Here is an 18,448-nt window from a genome sequence, read left to right as displayed (position 1 = left end):
ACCCACCAATCTAATCAAGCGCCTTCAAGTACTGCTCAACGGGGACTACCTGCGCACCATTCGCTTCGAAGGAATGCTGGCCGCGGTATAGCACTGTGCGGTTTGCGGGTTTGATCTCCAGCTCTTCACCTACAGTCGCGAGATGACGCGTGTATTTGGAATGATAGGTCTGCGATGCCTTGATTTCATAAGCCTTAGGATCGCCGCCCGTAAAATCCAATAGGTCGATTTCTCTTTTAGAACTATCCCGATAGAACCGTAGATCCGGCTTGCGACCAGAGTGAATATGCGTTTTCATGGTTTCTGCTACCACCATATTTTCACACACTGCACCTGACTGTGGATGCACAGAAAGTTCTTCTGGTGAAGAAATACCAAGAAGGTGGCACAACAGGCCAGTATCATAGAAATACAACTTCGCGGTCTTAGTAAGCACCTTCCGGGGATTGGAATGGTGGCTGGGTAAAGAAAATATGATGAAACTAGACTCCAGAACTGAGACCCAATTTTTTACCGTCTGGAAAGAAACATCAATCTCATTTGCGATTGCGGAATAGTTGATTAAGTTTCCAGCTTGCAGCGCACAGACCTTAATGAATCGCCAAAAGCTATCACTATTCCGAACATTGAGTAACCCACTCACATCCCGTTGGAGATAAGTCTGCACGTAGTTTTCAAAATAGATTTCCGGAGGAATTTGAGCCTGGTACAAGCGCGGATATCCACCACGAACCATAAATTCATCAACGGTCAGATCAGCTGATATAGAGCGAGCTTCCATGAGGCCGAAGGGCAACAGATGACTGATCCCAACGCGGCCCGCCAGCGATTGCGTTATGGATTCCATAAGCAAGAAATTTTGCGATCCGGATAAGATATATTGCCCAGGGCTTCCCACTTCATCCGAACGAAGTTGGACAACGGAAAACAGATCCGGTGCATATTGAGCCTCATCTATAATCAACGGTCCACGTTGGCTCGAAAGGAAACCCACAGGATCTTCTTGTGCCACCCTTCGGATACTTGGATCCTCAAGATTGAGGTATGACAAGTCCGGAAACATTTCTCTCAGAAGGGTCGACTTCCCAGACTGCCGCGGCCCCGTCACGCTAACAACTGGAAACCATTTCATTAACTGCGCTATAGATCCACTGAGCTGCCGAGGAACAAACATAAATTTACCAAATTTCGCAAGTAGGACGCACCAAATCTCTAAAGTAGAGAGTACCAAATCTCTAAAGTAGGACGCACCAAATTTCGCAAGTAGGATTACCTACCCGCAGTTCACGACTGTTTTTCAATAGAAAAAAGAGCCGCCTGCCTTGCGGCAGCGGCTCCCTATCTTGGTAGTGCTAGTTCTCTGGTAGCTGCTCTACGTATAACCACTCAGAATCTAGCTCCCCGTGGCGCGAGCACTTGGTGTGCCAGCCATCGGGGCGCACCTGGGCCACCATGCGGCGGCCGCAGATCTGGCAGTAGCGCGGCACGTCGAGGCCGGCGGCTGCAGCGGGGTGCAGCTTGAAGACCTCTTCGATCGGCTTGCCGGTATTGGGGTGGAAAATTGGCTCGTCCCCGGCCAGGACGGCGGTTGCCAACTCAGAGTTCGGCTCGGACACTACAGAGCCTTGATCGGGAGATCGATGCGGCCCAGCATGTCCACATCCTTTTCGATTTCCTGACCCAGGGTGGTCAAGTAGTTGCCGGCAATGATGGCGTTGATGCCGCCGAGCAAACCGCGCTCGGTGCCGTCATCGCCAAGCGAAAGCTCGCGGCCGCCAGCGAAGCGGAGGGTGGTGGAGGGCATCGCCAAGCGGAATGCAGCAACGGCGCGCAGGCCCTCACCCAGCGGAACCAGCGGGCGATCAGCGAACGGGGTGCCCGGGCGAGGGTCGAGGAAGTTCATCGGAACCTCGCACGGATCGATCTCTGCCAGCTGTGCTGCGAACTCGGCGCGCTGCTCCAGGGACTCGCCCATGCCGATGATGCCGCCACAGCAGACTTCCATGCCTACCTCGCGCACGTAATCCAGGGTCTTCTTGCGCTCTTCCCAGGTGTGGGTAGTGACCACGTTGGGGAAGTAGGAGCGGGAGGTCTCCAGGTTGTGGTTGTAGCGCTGTGCGCCCATGTCCTTCAGGCGCTGTGCCTGCTCGCGGGTCAGGGTGCCCAGGGAGCAGGAAATCTCGATGTCAACGGCATCATTAATGGCGGCGATGGCCTCGCCCACCTGGTCCAGCAGGCGGTCATCCGGGGACTTCACCGCAGCGACGATGCAGAACTCGGTAGCGCCGGTCTTGGCGGTCTTCTGTGCCGCTTCCACCAGTTCAGGGATGTTCAGGCGCACTGCGCGCACTGGGGACTCAAAAAGGCCGGACTGGGAACAGAAGTGGCAATCCTCTGGGCAACCACCGGTCTTGATGGAGATAATGCCTTCCACCGATACGTCCGGGCCGCACCACTTCAGGCGGGTCTGGTGGGCGATATCAGCAATTTCTTCCAGCTGGGAATCTGGAACCTGCAGTACTTGTAGTAGTTCTTCCTGGTTAAGGCCTTTGCCTTGCTCCAGAGCTTTCTCACGGGCGATGTCGATGATGCTCATGCAGTGAACCATACTTGAACGCCGTTCAACTTTGGCCAAAATCACAAAATTTTTTTCGCGGGATTACCCTAAGGGGCATGACGCTTTACGATGACACCCTCGAACTCCTCCAAGAACTCATCCGCAATGCTTGCGTAAACGACCTCACCCCGGATTCCGGCTTTGAGGTGCGCAATGCCGATACGCTAGAGAACTTTTTTGCCGGTGAAGACGTCTCCATCGAGCGCTTTGAATCCCACCCGGGACGCGTGTCCATCGTGGTGACCGTCCCCGGCGATCCCGCCAAGGAGCCCCTCACCCTTATGGGGCATACCGATGTCGTCCCCGTCGACGAACCCAAGTGGACTAAGCCGCCCTTCGAGGCACTCATTGAAGACGGCAAGCTCTACGGCCGCGGTTCCGTAGACATGCTCTTTATTACCGCCACCATGGCCGCCGTCACCCGCGAGGTAGCGCGCGCCGGCAACCCCGGCGGAACGCTCGCCTTCGTGGGCATGGCCGATGAAGAGGCCCGCGGTGGCCTGGGCGTGCGGTGGATGGCAGAAAACCACCCCGATGCCTTCTCTTGGAAGAACTGCCTCTCCGAGACCGGCGGTAGCCACCTGCCCGGCGCGGTGGGCTTCAACGTGGGCGAAAAGGGTGCTGGCCAGCGCCGCCTCCACGTCACCGGCGATGCCGGGCACGGCTCGACGCCCTACGGCAAGGACTTTGCCATCGTAAAGATTGGCGAGGTCGCCCGCCGCATCGCCGAGGCCGAGCCACCCACAGCCTCCAACGAGATCTGGGAGGGCTTCGTCCGCACCTTCAAGTTCGACCCTGAGACCGAAAAAGAGCTTATCGATGGCACCGGTGACTACACCAAGTTTGGCAACCTCGATGCCTACGCCCACGCCTTTAGCCACACCACCATCGCCGAGACCGTCCTGCGCGCAGGCGGGGCCATCAACGTGCTGCCTTCCCACGCCTACCTCGAGATGGATATCCGGCCCTTCCCGGGGCAAACCCAGGAAGACTTGGACGATTTCCTCCGCAGCGCACTGGGCGATCTCGCCGATGAGGTAGAAATCGAGCACCTCATTACCGAAGACGCCACCCAGTCCTCCACCGATACCGAGCTCTGGCGCACCATCGAGGCCACCGCCAAGGAGTTCTTCCCCGATAAAGACGTCGTGCCCGTCCACGCCACCGGTGGCTCCGACCTCCGCTTCGCTCGCCGCAAGGGCGGCAATGCCTATGGCTTTGCGATGCACGCCGAGGGCCGCGATATGGCCAGCGCCAACTCGCAATTACACAGCCACGACGAGCACCTCTACCTCGAGGACCTCGATCTCACCGTGCGCGCCTACCACAGCTTGGTCAACCGCTTTTTGGGTCTGACCCAGTAGCACTCCCCTCGCTTTTACGCGGTGACCTGAAAATAGATCCCGGCATGCGCACTGCAGCCGGGATTAAACATATGCCCACACTCCGGGCATGCCTCGACAGCAGAATACAGCCGGTAATCCATCTCGAGGCCGCAGGAACCGCAGAGCGCAGCGGGGGCATCGACAAGCATGGGCCCAAACTCATGATCCGTCAGCTCCGCATGACACAGCGCGCACGCGAAGTACTCGCCGCAGGTCGCGCACTTATTGGCCACCACGTCGAGCGGGGAATGCCAATGCTTGCACCGGCCCTCCGCATCAATCGCGCCGCGAATCTTCATGGTTCTGCCACTCCTTCTTCTTCGCCTCCGATTTCTTTGCATTGCGCACCGCCATCACCCCAATGGCGATGGCAATAACTATAGGCATCCACACCCTGCTGTAATCCATCAGGAAAACCACCCACTCCGGCGGTTCAAAGTGCACCGCAAACTGCGGCGCGGGCAAGGTAATCTGCGGTGGCTCCGGCAGGTTCGGCAAATTTGGCAGCGGAAGGTAAATCTCCGGAAAATCTACATCTGGCAGCTCCCAATCCGGCAGCAAGCGCGAGAGGATGCGGCTAATAATAGGAGCCAAAACAATCATCGCGATGGCCCACCCGGACTTCCCCAGCCCGCCGAGCAGTGGATACAGCACGCGCTTGAAGGGGCTTTCTTCCATTGCCCGGCGCCGCTTTTCACCCAAGGAGCCCGGCGGCGGATCAAAGGCCACGGCCTCCTCCCCATCGCGGTAGTAGACATCCTGTATCTCCCCAAAGGGCGTGGCTTGGATATCTACATAAGGCTTAGTCCGCGGCGCACTATTCTCACTGAATGAGAGATCGTTTTCCAGATTCTTCTGCAATGAATAACGGCCGCCACGCGGCTTGTCGTGCCGGCTGCGAACCTCGCCGTTGACCACCATCTGCATGCGGGGTGCAGGATTCTTGCGCCAGAGCTGGAGGCGGTGGATAAAGGGGGCATCGCCAAGCACCGGCGTAAATTCCTTCGGCTCCTTGGGCCATTCGCCCTGCTCAGCGAACTCGGCATCGTAGCCGCGCTCAACCTCGAGCAGGCCAGCCTCAGGGTGATCCAACCGCCAGATTTCCATCAGCGCTTCCTCAACTTGGCGCCCAATTTGCTAGCACCCAACGCCAAAAGGACCACTACCGGCAGGTAAATCCATGTCCCCTCGTTGAAGTACATCTCCATGGCCGCGAAATAGGCGATGCCCGCAACCCAGAAGATGGTCCATGAGTAGCGGAATGTGGCGGCATCGATAAAAGCAATAAGCACGGTAAGCCCACCCATGATGCCGAGCAATACCGTGCCGGAAACCGCCTGGTAAATCGCCGGCGGGAGCACCAGGAAGTTAGCGATCATCGCCAAAGGCGCCCACCACTGCCACCACGCGCGGCCGGGTTCTTCCTGCGTGTCCTGCTCCTGACTCATACCTTCCTCAAGCTAGCACATAATTTTGCTTTTAAGCTGGTTATCCTGACCGAAGAATATGCAGTTCTACCTGCGAAAACACGTTAAAACAGGCGAATGTCCGGCGGGTGTTCTATAGTGTTTTTCGTACACACGTTCACACAACAAATTTAGGTTTTAAGCGCCATGGAAGATCCCTACTTTTCCACGACCAACACCAAAGACCCCACTACACGCTTAGCTTTTGAAATGCGGAAGACTGAATACGAGTTCTGGACTGAACAGATCCCCGATCTCGATTCTGATTTCGAATTAGTCACCCAATCCCTCTACCGCACCACCGGAGTTAATGAAGGGCGAATCGGCCATATCCTGATGGCCCTGTACCGCCTGGAAGAGCTCCCGCAGCTGAAAGAGCTGCAACACGAGCTCTATCACTTAGATTTAGACCGCCTCATTGCCATCAATAAATCCCTTAACCGCCTGGGCAACCCGACCCCGGAGGTAATCGCGCGCATCGATGAGCAGCTCACCGCCTACCTCACTCCCACCCGCGCCAACCAGGCCATGCGGACGCAAGCGCAGATTAAAAGGAAGATTAATGAGCTCATCAACCTCGAAGATGACACCCTTGCGGTCAAGAAGGGGCCGACCCAGCCGCGCTACACCATGGAGAATTGGGGAAACAATACCACGGCGATGACGCTGAGCGCGGATCCCTCGGTGATGGCGTGCGTCGATAAGTGCATCAAGGAGACTGCGCTCAAGCTGGATTGCTCGCTTGCCGATGCCGCCATTTCCCTCCTCACCGGCAATACCGAAGCGCCCCAGGTCATCCTGAATGCCTACAAGGCAACCGATGTCCCCAACTCCCCCGCATTCATTGAATCCGTTGGGTGGCTCGACCCAGCGCGCTCCAACGCGCTGCCCTACTCCAAGATCCGGGAAATGAACCCGGATAAAGAGGTAAAGGGATACGTAACCCCGCCGGATATGGCAGCCTACCTCGAAGGATTCGACGGCACCTGCCGCTACCCAGGCTGCAACCGCCCTGCCACGGTGTGCCAAAAGGATCACCGCATCAACCACGCGGATGGCGGGCCGACGACTCCCGCAAACCTTGCCTGCCTGTGCCAGCACCACCACAACATAAAGACCGATGGCCGCGTCTTCTACGTCATGGACCCACACACCCGGGACATTATTTGGCTCTTCGAAGACGGCACCTGGACCGTCACCGAGCCTTCCGGCCCACTGGCAGAAAAGAATAAGAATTGGGTGCAAACTTTTGCACAAACCATGACCGCCCACCGCGCGCGAGCCTACGAGGAGGCCCACCAAGCACAGGAAGAAGCAAAAACCACCCCTAGGGAGGAGGATTAAAAACGCCCACTGCCATACATTGGCTGGCATGATGCAAAACTTATTCACGCTCAACGAGCTGGTTATTTCCCAGACCAAGTCCCTCCTCAAGGATCGATTCATGATTTCTGATGTCAACGGGACCCCAGTGGGCACCATCGTGCAATCCACCAGCCTTAAGGAAATGGTGTTTAAACCCTCCCGTAGCTTGGAGGTCGCACTCACGGATGCCGAAGGCAACCCCCAACAAACAGTCATGACGATCTCGGATCCGCCGAATTTTTTGCGGGATACCTACGAAGTACACCTACCGGGAATTGAACAGCCCATGGCCGTTATCACCAAGCGCTTCTCCATGTTCAAAACCAAGATGAAATTAACAATGGAGGGCTTTGCCGACGTCGAAGTGCACGGCGATTTCTGGGATTGGAACCTCACCATCACCTCCCAGGATCGCCAGCTTGCCGATGTCTCCAATAAGTGGACCGGCATGGGCAACTACTTCATGGGTAAAAACACGTATCTCCTGCGGATCGCGCCAGACCTCAACGAGCAACAACACGCAGCCATCATCGGCGCCGTAATGAGCATGGACATGCTGCGCACGAAAAAGCAGAAAAACAGCAACTAGGTGCGCGCATGGGCATCAGTGCAAACGGTGTTTCAGGACTGGTCCTACTGTGAGCACCGAGGTTCCAATTCCGGATACGGCCAGTGCCGCGGCTGGGCCGATGGCACTTACGATTGGCGCCCCAATGATGTATCCAATAAGCATTGCAGAGCTATTTATCGATCCCATCGTAGAAAGGGCTTTGGGCTTCACCCCATCAGGTACGGTTCCCACCACGATGATTCGCAGTGCAGCCACCTGAACGGCATTGCATACTCCGCCAAGGAATGAAGTGCCCCGAGTTTTGTTCCTAGGCATTTGCCTTGATTTCTATTATTGCCTGTGGCGGGTTCTGCTTCCAAAACTCGGTTTCCACTTCGACCGGGGTTCGGTATCCCAAGCTTTGGTGGAGCCTAGTCTCGTTCCACCATGACACCCACTCGAATGTCGCAATTTCTACCTCTACAACGTCATTCCACCTGCGAGTATGGACTAGCTCGTTCTTATGAGGGGCCGTTAACGTTTTCAGCCAGAGCATTGTCGTAGGAGTCACCGACAGTCCCAGTGGAAGCGGCAATGCCATGCTGGGAAAGGCGCTGGTTGTAGACAACGCTGACGTACTGCGAGCCGTGATCCGAATGGTGAATGAGACCTGTTGTTTCCCTCGCACTCTTGGGTCGCTTGGTTGAGTGCTTGCAGCGGCAAAGCTTCGGTCCGCATCGAATCTGACAGCGCCCACCCGACGATCCGCCGGGAGTAGACGTCGGTGACAAACGCGGTGTAGACGAATCCTTTTCGTGTCCGTACATAGGTAATGTCAGCCACCCACAGTTTATTCGGGCCTTGAGCTTTAAATTCACGCTCGACCAAATCTGGGCGCAAATCAGGCACGTTAGCTTTTCGGATTGTGATTGGTGATCCGCCTGTGCCTTTGCCAGAAACGCCAGCCAGGCGCATCAGTCGGGCGGTTTGTTCACGCCCGATATCGATTCCGTCACGGCGAAGAGCATGCCACATTTTCCGCACACCTAAGACACCATAATTATCCCGATGAACAGCACTAATGCGTTCAACCAGAACACCCGTCGCGAAGTCGACGAGCACTTAACCCGCGAGCCTTGGACTGGCGATACCCACGCGAGGTGATAAACCCACCAGCCCGGTTATTTTTCAACGTCTTACAAATGAACTCGGGCAGAGAAACGATTCCGGTATTCATCGATGAACCGGATCATTTCTTAACGTTTCGGGTCGAGTCATGAGGCGAAAAAAGCCGAGGCAGCCTTCAACAACTCATTAGTATCGCGTAGCTGGTGATTTTCACGGCGCAGCCTGGCATTTTCGGCGGCCAAATCTTCAGGTACAGGTTCTGGGATGTTTCCTGCACGGCGGGCAGGCTTAAGTCCATTGACGAGCCGTGTGCCATGAAACCCCCAGCTTTGGGGCTACTGCCTGGCACGCGGGGCGCATCGACATATTTTCCGCCACGATGCGGTCTTCCACGAGACGGACCACACGGTCCTTTGCATCCTGGTCAAATTTTCTCGGCATGTTCCAGATTTTCCCATCTACTCAAACGGAACAAAACCTGGGACACTTCACACCAACGCCGTGTCCACTACTCGGGGGACACCCCCGCCCACCTCGGCACTCAACCCTGCTGTGGGGGTTACTCGTAGCGAAGCGAGCTGAACATCCCGGTTTCCAGGTGATAGGCGTTATGGCAGTGAAATGCCCACTCACCGGGGTTGTCAGCGATCAGGTCGGCGATCATGGTTTCACCGTGGCGGAGAAGGACGGTGTCCTTGCGTAGCCCGCCGCTGCCGGGCAGCGCCCACGTGTGGCCGTGGATGTGCATGGGATGGGGCATCATGGTTCTGTTGCGCATGACCATCCGCAGGCGCTGGCCCTCCTGCACGGTCGCGGAGGAGGATTGGCCGTCGGTGAGAATGCTCCATTCATACGGCATCATCTGCCCGCCCAGGTCGATACTGACTTCTCGGTCTGGTGTGTCCTCGGGCAGGAGTGCACGGTCTGCTGGCTTCAGGGAGGACAGAAGCAGTCCGGTGGACGACAACTCGGGGAAGTCGACATCGGGGTGGGGGGCCTGGCCGCCGGCGGTGCGGATGACGGCGAAGGCGCGGTCGTCCTTACCCACCGCCAAAGCCGTGAGCGGGAAGATGCCGTCGCCGAGGATGACCTCGACGTCGACACGCTCGCCCATCGACAGGTAGATCGATTCGGTCTCCCGAGGCTGGACGGGGAAGCCGTCGGTGTGGGTGACGGTCATGCGGTGACCACCGAGGGCCACCTTGAAGATGGTGTCACCGCCGGAGTTGATAAACCGCAGGCGGGCCTTGTCGCCCGGGCGAGCCTCGAAGGTCCGGTGAGCACGGGGGATACGTCCGTTGATGAGGTAGTGCGGATACATCACATCGCCGGCATCCCCGCCCAGTACCCGGTCCGGGGTGCCGTGCATCATCTGGCCGTGACCTCCCATTCCCTTCTTCCCGTTATGGTGGCCTGAACCCATTCCGGTGAGCTTGTCGAGCTCATCGTCGGGAGTGCCCTGAATGCCATCGACCCAGTCGTCGAGCACGATGGTCCACTCGACGTCCTGGTCCTCAGCGTCTTGCGGGTCACGGACGATCAGTGGGGCGTGGAGGCCGCGATCAAGCTGCAGGCCGGAGTGGGAATGGTAGAAGTAGGTGCCACTGTGGGGGACTTCAAAAACATAGGAGAAAGACTCGCCAGGTTCAATGGGGTCCTGGGTCATGCCGGGCACACCGTCGGCTGCGTTGTGGAGTGCGATACCATGCCAGTGGATGGAGGTGCTCTCAGGAAGTTCATTGGTGATATCGACCTGGAGGACGTCGCCGGCGGTGGCCTCAATGGCCGCATCCCCGGTGTCAGAGACGTATCCCCACGTCTTGGCTTCGATGCCGCCGATATCCAGAGAGAGGGGCCGGGCGGTCAGTGTCCGGCGCACCGTCGGCTCACCGAGCGCAGTGGGGGTGGGAGTGGGGCGAAGAGAGGAACCTGGTGCCGAGGCAGCGGGTCCAGGGTCGCTGGTGCAGGCGGCCACGGCCCCGGTGCCGGCGAGGACGAGCCCGCCGAGCAGAAACTGTCGTCGGGAAAATCCATTCATCATGATTTAACCTTCCTTGGTGTTAGATTTCAGTGACACGGGAGACAGGCGCAGGTGAGGACCCTGCTGAGCCATCACGTCAGGTGCAGGTCTGTGACACAGGTGGCACCATCGTCGGCGGTGGAAAACTCCGCGGTGCCGGTACGCCCCTGGTAGCTGACCTCAATCAGGCCGGTGGCATCATCGGGAAGCCAGAAGCCAATAAACCCGTTGTCGAAGGTGGTTGTCGCCTCGTCCACCAGCACCTCACCGGTCGCCTCATCGGTGATCGTGATCTGGATATCCTCATTGTCGAGTTCCCCCAGGCAGGTCGTGAGGCTGTGGTAGAAGCAGTCGTGGGTGGAGGTGAGATAGGGCGCGATCGAGACATACGTCTGATTGTCGGGAAGATCGACCACGACTTCCTGGTCATCGCTCGAGAGCAGCAGTTCATCGGCACGCACTGAAGCGATCAGATCCGTGGGACGCTCAGTGACCTTCTGCCGGTCGAGGTGATCAATGATCTCCACCGCGTCCATGGCGGCCAGGCCATAGGTAGTCAGGAATGTATCCCGGGACACCGTCCCGTCGGCGGTGGGTTCCGGGTCGGCGGCCGAACACCCCGTGAGGGCGAGGGCAAGGGCGGCGGCTGCGATCGCTGCTCGTTTCACGTCAATCTCCTTGGATCGTGGTAAGACCGTGAGAAGACACCGCCTCAAGGTCGATGTCATATCTTTATCTAGCACGGGTGCCTGACGGACTAGAAATCAAAAGCCCTGCTCACAGCCTTATAACAGGGCGAAAAGGGGGGTGGATTCGGTGGGCTGGGTCACCACCGGGACACCACCCCACAGCCGTGGGCGATGTCCTTCTACCCGCCCCGGGTATGCGGTGCAGGCAGTGAAATCCCTGGTGGCGCCTGCTGAACCGACCAGGGGAGGCGATGCCGCCGGCCCGGGGTGGGGCACAAGGGTGACGGCAGTCGAAGGGTGATGTTTGAAGATTTGATGAAGATTGCCCCGCCGGGCACTGAGCGAGGGTGGTATTCCCCCCTGACCGGAGCAATACTGGGGCCTATGGCTGACCGCACACCGACCACCGCCACGCCCCCGGGGCGGGTGCTGGTCGTCGATGATGAACAACCCCTGGCTCAGATGGTGGCCTCCTACCTCATCAGGGCCGGCTTCGATACCCGCCAGGCTCACACCGGCACCCAGGCCGTGGACGAGGCTCGTCGCTTTTCCCCTGATGTTGTGGTGCTGGATCTGGGGCTGCCCGAACTCGACGGCCTGGAGGTGTGCCGACGGATCCGCACCTTCTCGGACTGCTACATCCTCATGCTCACCGCGCGTGGCAGCGAGGACGACAAGATCAGCGGTTTGACCTTGGGGGCGGATGACTACATCACCAAACCTTTTAGCATCCGGGAACTGGTGACCCGGGTGCATGCGGTGCTGCGCCGCCCGCGCACCAGCACCACCCCACCGCAGGTGACCACCCCCTTGATCGTTGGTGACCTCATCCTTGACCCCGTCGCCCATCAGGTGCGGGTGGGGGAGACGACCGTGGAGCTCACCCGCACGGAGTTCGAGCTGCTGGTTGCCCTGGCCCTGCGCCCCGGCCAGGTGCTGACCCGCCACGACCTGGTCACCGAGGTCTGGGACACCACCTGGGTCGGTGATGAACGCATCGTCGATGTCCACATCGGCAACTTGCGTCGCAAGCTCGGCACCGACACCCGGGGCCGGGGGTTTATCGACACCGTGCGTGGCGTGGGCTACCGGGTGGGGCAACCATGAATCACGGACCCGGCCTGACCTTCCGCTTCCTGGCCGCCCAGGTGTTGGTCGTGGTGATTAGCCTGCTGGTGGCCGCGGCCGTGGCCACGACGGTGGGTCCGACCCTGTTCCATGATCATATGTTGATGACCGGCCAGGAGGACCCCTCGCTGGAGCTGTTCCATGCCGAGCAGGCCTACCGGGGCGCCAACCTGATCACCCTGGCCGTCGCCCTGCCCAGCGCCTTGATCAGCGCCCTGCTGGCCAGCCTGTGGTTATCGCGTCGTCTGCGCACCCCCCTGCAGGATCTCACCCGCGCCGCTACCAGCCTGACGGCCGGCAACTCCCGTATCCGCGTGCCCGCCGGAAAAGCAGGCCCCGAGGTCACCACCCTGGCGCATGCCTTCAACACCATGGCCGATCGGCTGGAACACACCGAACAGGTCCGCCGCCAGATGCTCTCTGATCTGGCCCACGAAATGGGCACCCCCTTATCGGTGCTCACGGTCTACCTCGATGGTCTCCAGGACGGGGTCGTGGACTGGAATAATGCCACCCACACGATCATGGCTGACCAACTCACCCGCCTGACCCGGTTGATGGAAGACATCGACGATGTCTCCCGGGCCCAGGAACACCGGATCGATTTGGACCTGGCGGAGGAAGGGCTCGGGGATCTGCTCCATACCGCCGCTGCTGCCGCGGGGGAAGCTTATGCTGACAAAGGCGTCGATTTACAGATCGAGACCATTACACACACCGCCCGGGCGCTCGTGGACCGGCAACGCTTCGGCCAGGTGATGAGCAATCTCCTTTCGAACGCGCTACGACACACCCCGGCCGGCGGGCAGGTCCGGATCAGCGTCCACCGACAGGGGGCGTCCACCGCACTCATCCACGTCGCCGATGACGGCGAGGGCATCCCGCCTGACCAGCTCAGATACATCTTCGAACGCTTCTACCGGGGGGATGCCGCCCGCAGCCGGGACGACGGCGGGGCCGGTATCGGTCTGACCATCTCCAAGGCATTGATCGAGGCCCACGGCGGCACTCTCACCGCCACCTCCCCCGGACCCGGTCGCGGAGCGGTGTTTGCCCTCCGCCTCCCGCTGTCCCCTCCCGACAGTGAGGAGGCTGCTCGGTGACCACACCCTGCCCCGCGTGAGAGCCGCGCCCTCCACCCATTGAAAATATACCCCTGGGGGGTATATGCTAGAGAGTGGCATCGTCGCATCCCACCGACTCGTAGGAGCTTTCCCATGATCACCTCCCCGCCCCGCCTCTTGCCGATGGCCTCCCACGGCTGCAGCTGTTGCGGACCTGCCTCACGTGCCGACACCGCCTCCATCCCTGCCGCCAGCGACTCGTCAGCAGGAGGGTCCTCCCCTAGCTACCAGGTCACCGGCCTGACCTGCGGGCACTGCGCGAAAAGCGTGACCCAGGCCCTTCAGGCCCTCCCCCAAGTCGACGACGTCCAGATTGATCTCGCTGCTGGTGGAGTTTCCACCGTCACGGTCACCGGTGTCGTACCTCCGGAGATGGTTCGCCGGGCCATCGAGGAGGCTGGCTACACCGTCTTATCCTGATCAGTTTTACCCATCATCTCGACCCCGACCGGGTTGAGCGAAAGGAACGTCATGAGCACTCCCCACCATTCCGGTGATCACCATGGTGATCACCCCGCTCCGGAAACAGACCACACCCACCACCCAGATCATGCCAGCCACGAACACCACGCAGATCCCGACACCCACGGCCAGGTGATGCCCCACGATCACACGCACGCCGCCCTGGACGAAGACCACCACGTTCATGGTCACGGCGAACACGCCGGACACAGCACCGCAATGTTTCGGGACCGCTTCTGGTGGTCTCTGATTCTGTCCATTCCCGTCGTTATTTTCAGCCCCATGGTCGCCCAGCTGCTCGGCTACCACCTCCCGGCATTCCCCGGATCCACCTGGATCCCCCCGGTGCTGGGCACGATCATCTTCGTCTACGGCGGAACGCCTTTCCTCAAGGGCGCATGGAAAGAACTGAAATCCCGCCAACCCGGGATGATGCTCCTGATCGCCATGGCCATCACCGTGGCGTTTGTCGCCTCCTGGGTCACCACTCTGGGGCTGGGCGGTTTTGAGCTGGACTTCTGGTGGGAGCTGGCCCTGCTGGTGACCATCATGCTGCTGGGCCACTGGCTGGAGATGTCCGCTCTCGGGGCCGCGTCCTCCGCGCTTGACGCGCTGGCTGCCCTGCTGCCGGATGAGGCCGAGAAAGTCATCGACGGGACCACCCGCACCGTGGCCATCTCCGAGCTGGTCGTCGACGACGTCGTTCTGGTGAGGGCCGGTGCCCGGGTGCCGGCCGACGGAACCATCCTCGACGGAGCCGCCGAATTCGATGAGGCGATGATCACCGGCGAATCCCGTCCCGTCTTCCGCGACACCGGTGACAAGGTGGTCGCCGGTACCGTGGCCACCGACAACACCGTCCGCGTCCGGGTGGAGGCTACCGGCGGGGACACCGCCTTGGCCGGGATCCAACGCATGGTTGCCGACGCCCAGGAGTCCTCCTCCCGGGCCCAGGCCCTGGCGGATCGGGCGGCGGCGTTGTTGTTCTGGTTCGCGCTGATCTCCGCTCTGATCACCGCGGTGGTGTGGACCATCATCGGCAGCCCGGACGATGCCGTCGTGCGCACGGTCACGGTGCTGGTCATCGCCTGTCCGCACGCCCTGGGCCTGGCGATTCCGCTGGTCATTGCGATCTCCAGCGAGCGGGCCGCGAAATCCGGGGTGCTCATCAAGGACCGGATGGCGCTCGAGCGGATGCGCACCATCGACGTGGTGCTCTTCGACAAAACCGGCACCCTGACCGAGGGTGCGCACGCGGTCACCGGTGTCGCGGCAGCTGTCGGCGTCACCGAGGACGAGCTACTGGCCCTGGCCGCCGCTGCGGAGGCCGACAGCGAGCACCCCGTGGCCCGCGCCATCGTGGCGGCCGCGGCCGCCCATCCCGAGGCCTCCCGTCGGCAAATCCGTGCAACTGGTTTCAACGCCGCCTCCGGCCGGGGAGTCCGGGCCACTGTCGATGGCGCTGAGATCCTCGTGGGAGGGCCGAACATGCTGCGCGAGTTCAACCTCACCACCCCGGCCGAGCTCACCGACACCACCAGTGCCTGGACCGGGCGTGGGGCCGGTGTGCTCCATATTGTCCGCGACGGTCAGATCATCGGTGCGGTGGCCGTCGAGGACAAGATCCGCCCCGAATCCCGCGCCGCTGTGAAAGCCCTGCAGGAACGCGGGGTGAAGGTCGCGATGATCACCGGCGACGCGCAACAGGTGGCCCAGGCGGTTGGTCAGGACCTAGGCATTGATGAGGTCTTCGCCGAGGTCCTGCCCCAGGACAAAGACACCAAGGTCACGCAGCTGCAGGACCGGGGTTTGAGCGTGGCCATGGTCGGTGACGGTGTCAATGACGCCCCCGCTCTGACCCGCGCGGACGTCGGTATCGCCATTGGTGCCGGCACGGATGTGGCCATGGAATCTGCCGGGGTGGTCCTAGCCAGTGATGACCCGCGGGCAGTGCTGTCGATGATTGAGCTGTCCCAGACCAGCTACCGCAAGATGATCCAGAACCTGATCTGGGCCTCTGGCTACAACATCCTCGCCGTGCCGCTGGCTGCCGGAGTGCTCGCCTCGATCGGGTTCGTGCTGTCCCCGGCCGTGGGCGCGATCTTGATGTCTGCCTCGACCATCGTGGTGGCCCTGAACGCCCAGCTGTTGCGCCGCATTGATCTGGAGCCGGCTCACCTGGCTCCGACCGACGGGAAGGAGGAACACAGTAGGTCGATATCCCCCGTAACCGTTACTGACTGACCTTGTCTCTCGACCCCTAACTCACACCACCTTTGAAAGGAACGCTCATGAAACGCAGCATTACCCTCGCCGCCTTGGTACTGACCTCCACCCTGGCGCTGACCGCCTGCAGCGACGCCACCGACAACTCCGACGATGCCGACACCACCAGCACCACGACGGCAACCGCAGAGACCAACGAGACCCACCAGGAAGACACCACCACTGCCGACGAAGAGCACGGCGGGCACGACCACCCTGCCGACGGCGGGGCACCGCCGGCAGGCATTGAAGAGGCCGAGGATCCCACGTACCCGGTGGGCACCGAGGTCATCCTCACCGCTGACCACATGCCCGGCATGGACGGGGCCACCGCCACCATTTCCGGGGCGTTTGACACCACGACCTATTCGGTCAGCTACACCCCCGCCGAGGGTGGGGCCCCGGTTACCGACCACCGCTGGGTCGTCCATGAGGAGCTCGTCGATCCGGGTCAGGCCCCCCTGCCCGACGGGGCGAGCGTTGTCCTGGATGCCGAGCACATGTCCGGCATGAAGGGTGCTGAGGCCACCATCGATTACTCCACCGAGGAGACGGTCTACATGGTTGATCTCACCGTCGACGGGATGACGATGACCAACCACAAGTGGGTCACCGAGAGCGAGATCCAACCCGCCGAATAGTCCACCCACCCTGAACCGCGAGACCAGACAAGGCACCCGCTCCAGAGTCGGTCATCAATCGCTGCCGACCATGCCGCAGCACACCAGCCACACACGGAACCTGCACGCCCACAGGGCCCACGCTGAGGTAGACCTTCTGTGTCACTGCTTCTCTTAGTCAGGGAAATATGCCCTGGAATGACCCTGGTGACAGGAGTTCATTCCAGGGCTTTGGGTGCTGTTGCAAAGTTGGGGCAGTAGGAAGGGCGACGTGAACTAATCACAGCCATGGGTATTTTCTCGGGTCGTCATTTCCCCCGTGACATTATTCTGTGGGCAGTGGGTGGTACTGCCGCTACGGGGTGAGCTACCGCGCTCTGGAGGAAATGATGACTTCAGCGGGGCGTGCCGGTCGATCACACCACGATCTACCGCTGGGTCTAGAAATACGCCCCTGAGCTGGACAAGCAAACACGGTGGTACCGGCAGGTACCTGACTGGCAAGCTAGTTCCTGGCGGGTGGATGAGACCTATATCCGGGTCGGCGGCAGGTGGTGCTAGCTCTATCGGGCGATCACCGCCGGTGGCCAGACCTTGGAGTTTTACCTCTCTTCGAATCGGAACGTGGCCGCAGCGAAGTGTTTCCTGGCCAAGGCCGTCAGATCCAATGCGTCAGCCGGGTATCCCAGAGTGATCAACGCCGATAAATCACCCTCCCTAGCCAGGGCAATCGCCGAGTTGAAGTCAGAGGGAATCTGCCCGCCAACAGTGGAACACCGGCAGGTGAAATACCTCAACAACATCCTGGAAGGCGACCATGGTCGGCTGAAGCGGATTCTCGGGCCGAAAGGCGCGTTTAAGAACCGGATATCTGCATATCGGACGTTGAAAGGGATGGAGGCGATGCACTCATTGCGGAAAGGGCTAGGCGCGATGTTTGCCTACGGGCAACCGAACCCGGACGCGGTGATCGTCAACCGGGTCTTCGAGACGGCCTAACAACGCCCACACGCAGCGGCCGTCAGGGAATGAGAAACTGAGTCTTCGCTGCTCTCCGCCCAACTTTGCAACAGCACCAATCAAAAGGAGTCCAAATTGTGCAGCCACCCGACGATGACGTCTTCGGCCGCACCTTCGTAGTTGCCGACCCTGATGGAAACCTGTTCCGCGTCAGCCCAGTCGTTTAATTCTTAAATTGGGATTCAACAACTAGGAAATCCTCCAACAGCCCAAGGAAAACATCTCAGTTGGAGGATTCCAATTTCCCCGAAGCGGGAGCTAAAGCCAGAACGTCAGATCAAAATAACAAGCAAAATGACTTGTTGACACCATCGAAAACAAGAGTTCGACAGAAGAGAGCGGGAGTTAGGATGTAAATTCCCACACTTGCAATCCTCAACCGCCAAAGTTCAGAAAAACAAAGAAACCGAAGGTCACGAACCCTTTCGAGTTTGTTACCTCCGGTCTCGCAGTTTGTTCAACTGCTCATTGTGCCCGGGGCGGGACTTGAACCCGCACGTCCTTATCGAACACTGGCACCTGAAGCCAGCGCGTCTGCCAATTCCGCCACCCGGGCAGGGTGTGGTTGTCAGTGCGACTAGATAAAGATAGCACAGGAAGCACATGCAA

At 59.8% G+C, this 18,448-nt stretch carries 19 protein-coding genes, 1 tRNA gene and 2 pseudogenes; 10 read left to right on the top strand and 12 right to left on the bottom strand.

Annotated features, from left to right (window positions below; all coding sequences use genetic code 11):
* Nucleotides 1-10: 10 nt before the first annotated feature.
* The 3 genes from CACC_RS00305 to bioB all read right to left on the bottom strand — a co-directional run bounded on the left by CACC_RS00305 (nt 11) and on the right by bioB (nt 2,596).
* Entirely contained in the window at nt 11-1,132 is a 1,122-nt protein-coding gene (locus CACC_RS00305; protein ID WP_244262120.1) for an ATP-binding protein, read from the bottom strand.
* Nucleotides 1,133-1,352: 220 nt separating this feature from the next.
* On the bottom strand, nt 1,353-1,616 hold the full coding sequence (gene bsaP / locus CACC_RS00300; RefSeq protein ID WP_005276164.1) for a biotin synthase auxiliary protein BsaP: 264 nt from the start codon (nt 1,614-1,616) through the stop codon (nt 1,353-1,355).
* On the bottom strand, nt 1,616-2,596 hold the full coding sequence (gene bioB / locus CACC_RS00295) for a biotin synthase BioB (RefSeq protein WP_005276160.1): 981 nt from the start codon (nt 2,594-2,596) through the stop codon (nt 1,616-1,618). Before bioB ends, bsaP begins: the two co-directional genes overlap by 1 nt.
* Before the next feature lie 77 nt (nt 2,597-2,673).
* Between bioB and CACC_RS00290 the strand changes: the two genes are divergently transcribed.
* Entirely contained in the window at nt 2,674-3,981 is a 1,308-nt protein-coding gene (locus tag CACC_RS00290; RefSeq protein ID WP_005276155.1) for a M20/M25/M40 family metallo-hydrolase, read from the top strand.
* A gap of 14 nt (nt 3,982-3,995) precedes the next feature.
* Here CACC_RS00290 and CACC_RS00285 read toward each other — a convergent pair whose 3' ends face one another.
* Genes CACC_RS00285 through CACC_RS00275 form a run of 3 tightly spaced genes read right to left on the bottom strand, consistent with a single transcriptional unit; the run spans nt 3,996 to nt 5,450 of the window.
* Entirely contained in the window at nt 3,996-4,301 is a 306-nt protein-coding gene (locus CACC_RS00285) for a CHY zinc finger protein (RefSeq protein ID WP_005276153.1), read from the bottom strand.
* A complete protein-coding gene (locus tag CACC_RS00280) occupies nt 4,279-5,109 on the bottom strand; it encodes a hypothetical protein (protein ID WP_005276150.1) in 831 nt (276 codons plus the stop codon). The genes CACC_RS00285 and CACC_RS00280 overlap by 23 nt, the downstream gene beginning before the upstream one ends.
* Nucleotides 5,109-5,450, bottom strand: coding sequence for a hypothetical protein (locus CACC_RS00275; RefSeq protein WP_005276146.1), 342 nt, complete (start codon nt 5,448-5,450; stop codon nt 5,109-5,111). The genes CACC_RS00280 and CACC_RS00275 overlap by 1 nt, the downstream gene beginning before the upstream one ends.
* Before the next feature lie 228 nt (nt 5,451-5,678).
* On the opposite strand from CACC_RS00275, the gene CACC_RS00270 reads away from it, so the two are divergent.
* Nucleotides 5,679-6,812, top strand: coding sequence for an HNH endonuclease signature motif containing protein (locus tag CACC_RS00270; RefSeq protein WP_244262119.1), 1,134 nt, complete (start codon nt 5,679-5,681; stop codon nt 6,810-6,812).
* Nucleotides 6,813-6,840: 28 nt separating this feature from the next.
* A complete protein-coding gene (locus CACC_RS00265; RefSeq protein ID WP_005276137.1) occupies nt 6,841-7,422 on the top strand; it encodes an LURP-one-related/scramblase family protein in 582 nt (193 codons plus the stop codon).
* A 289-nt stretch (nt 7,423-7,711) separates the two neighbouring features.
* Here the strand turns inward: CACC_RS00265 and CACC_RS11670 are convergent, their stop codons facing one another.
* The 5 genes and pseudogenes from CACC_RS11670 to CACC_RS00245 all read right to left on the bottom strand — a co-directional run bounded on the left by CACC_RS11670 (nt 7,712) and on the right by CACC_RS00245 (nt 11,199).
* Nucleotides 7,712-7,939, bottom strand: coding sequence for an integrase core domain-containing protein (locus CACC_RS11670; protein ID WP_430733308.1), 228 nt, complete (start codon nt 7,937-7,939; stop codon nt 7,712-7,714).
* An 11-nt stretch (nt 7,940-7,950) separates the two neighbouring features.
* Complete coding sequence (locus CACC_RS11665; RefSeq protein ID WP_430733307.1) at nt 7,951-8,418, bottom strand: DDE-type integrase/transposase/recombinase; 468 nt, start codon at nt 8,416-8,418, stop codon at nt 7,951-7,953.
* 381 nt (nt 8,419-8,799) lie between these two features.
* Nucleotides 8,800-8,998: pseudogene (locus tag CACC_RS00255) on the bottom strand (hypothetical protein).
* 72 nt (nt 8,999-9,070) lie between these two features.
* On the bottom strand, nt 9,071-10,552 hold the full coding sequence (locus CACC_RS00250) for a multicopper oxidase family protein (protein WP_005276131.1): 1,482 nt from the start codon (nt 10,550-10,552) through the stop codon (nt 9,071-9,073).
* 71 nt (nt 10,553-10,623) lie between these two features.
* Nucleotides 10,624-11,199 carry a CueP family metal-binding protein gene (locus CACC_RS00245; protein WP_035108218.1) on the bottom strand — a complete coding sequence of 192 codons (576 nt, stop codon included), beginning with the start codon at nt 11,197-11,199 and terminating at the stop codon, nt 10,624-10,626.
* Between the two features lie 405 nt (nt 11,200-11,604).
* Between CACC_RS00245 and CACC_RS00240 the strand changes: the two genes are divergently transcribed.
* The 7 genes and pseudogenes from CACC_RS00240 to CACC_RS00210 all read left to right on the top strand — a co-directional run bounded on the left by CACC_RS00240 (nt 11,605) and on the right by CACC_RS00210 (nt 18,006).
* Nucleotides 11,605-12,327 carry a response regulator transcription factor gene (locus CACC_RS00240; protein WP_003859491.1) on the top strand — a complete coding sequence of 241 codons (723 nt, stop codon included), beginning with the start codon at nt 11,605-11,607 and terminating at the stop codon, nt 12,325-12,327.
* On the top strand, nt 12,324-13,451 hold the full coding sequence (locus CACC_RS00235) for a sensor histidine kinase (protein ID WP_005276122.1): 1,128 nt from the start codon (nt 12,324-12,326) through the stop codon (nt 13,449-13,451). The genes CACC_RS00240 and CACC_RS00235 overlap by 4 nt, the downstream gene beginning before the upstream one ends.
* Nucleotides 13,452-13,565: 114 nt before the next feature.
* The gene (locus CACC_RS00230) at nt 13,566-13,892 is read left to right on the top strand and encodes a heavy-metal-associated domain-containing protein (protein WP_005276120.1); all 327 of its coding nucleotides are present in this window, start codon (nt 13,566-13,568) and stop codon (nt 13,890-13,892) included.
* Nucleotides 13,893-13,943: 51 nt separating this feature from the next.
* Complete coding sequence (locus CACC_RS00225) at nt 13,944-16,178, top strand: copper-translocating P-type ATPase (protein ID WP_035108216.1); 2,235 nt, start codon at nt 13,944-13,946, stop codon at nt 16,176-16,178.
* Nucleotides 16,179-16,225: 47 nt separating this feature from the next.
* Nucleotides 16,226-16,840, top strand: a complete 615-nt coding sequence (locus CACC_RS00220) for a YdhK family protein (RefSeq protein WP_005276111.1) — start codon at nt 16,226-16,228, stop codon at nt 16,838-16,840.
* 267 nt (nt 16,841-17,107) lie between these two features.
* Nucleotides 17,108-17,818 (top strand): annotated as a pseudogene (locus CACC_RS00215) (IS6 family transposase).
* 65 nt (nt 17,819-17,883) lie between these two features.
* Nucleotides 17,884-18,006, top strand: coding sequence for a VOC family protein (locus tag CACC_RS00210; protein ID WP_005276107.1), 123 nt, complete (start codon nt 17,884-17,886; stop codon nt 18,004-18,006).
* Nucleotides 18,007-18,310: 304 nt separating this feature from the next.
* Here the strand turns inward: CACC_RS00210 and CACC_RS00205 are convergent.
* A tRNA-Leu gene (locus CACC_RS00205) sits at nt 18,311-18,395 on the bottom strand.
* Between the last annotated feature and the right edge of the window lie 53 nt (nt 18,396-18,448).

The sequence above is a fragment of the Corynebacterium accolens genome, from assembly GCF_023520795.1.
In the GTDB taxonomy this organism is placed as follows: Bacteria; Actinomycetota; Actinomycetes; order Mycobacteriales; family Mycobacteriaceae; genus Corynebacterium; species Corynebacterium accolens.
The sequence above is the reverse complement of the archived record's forward strand: the minus strand, read 5'-3'. Positions and strand labels throughout refer to the sequence as shown.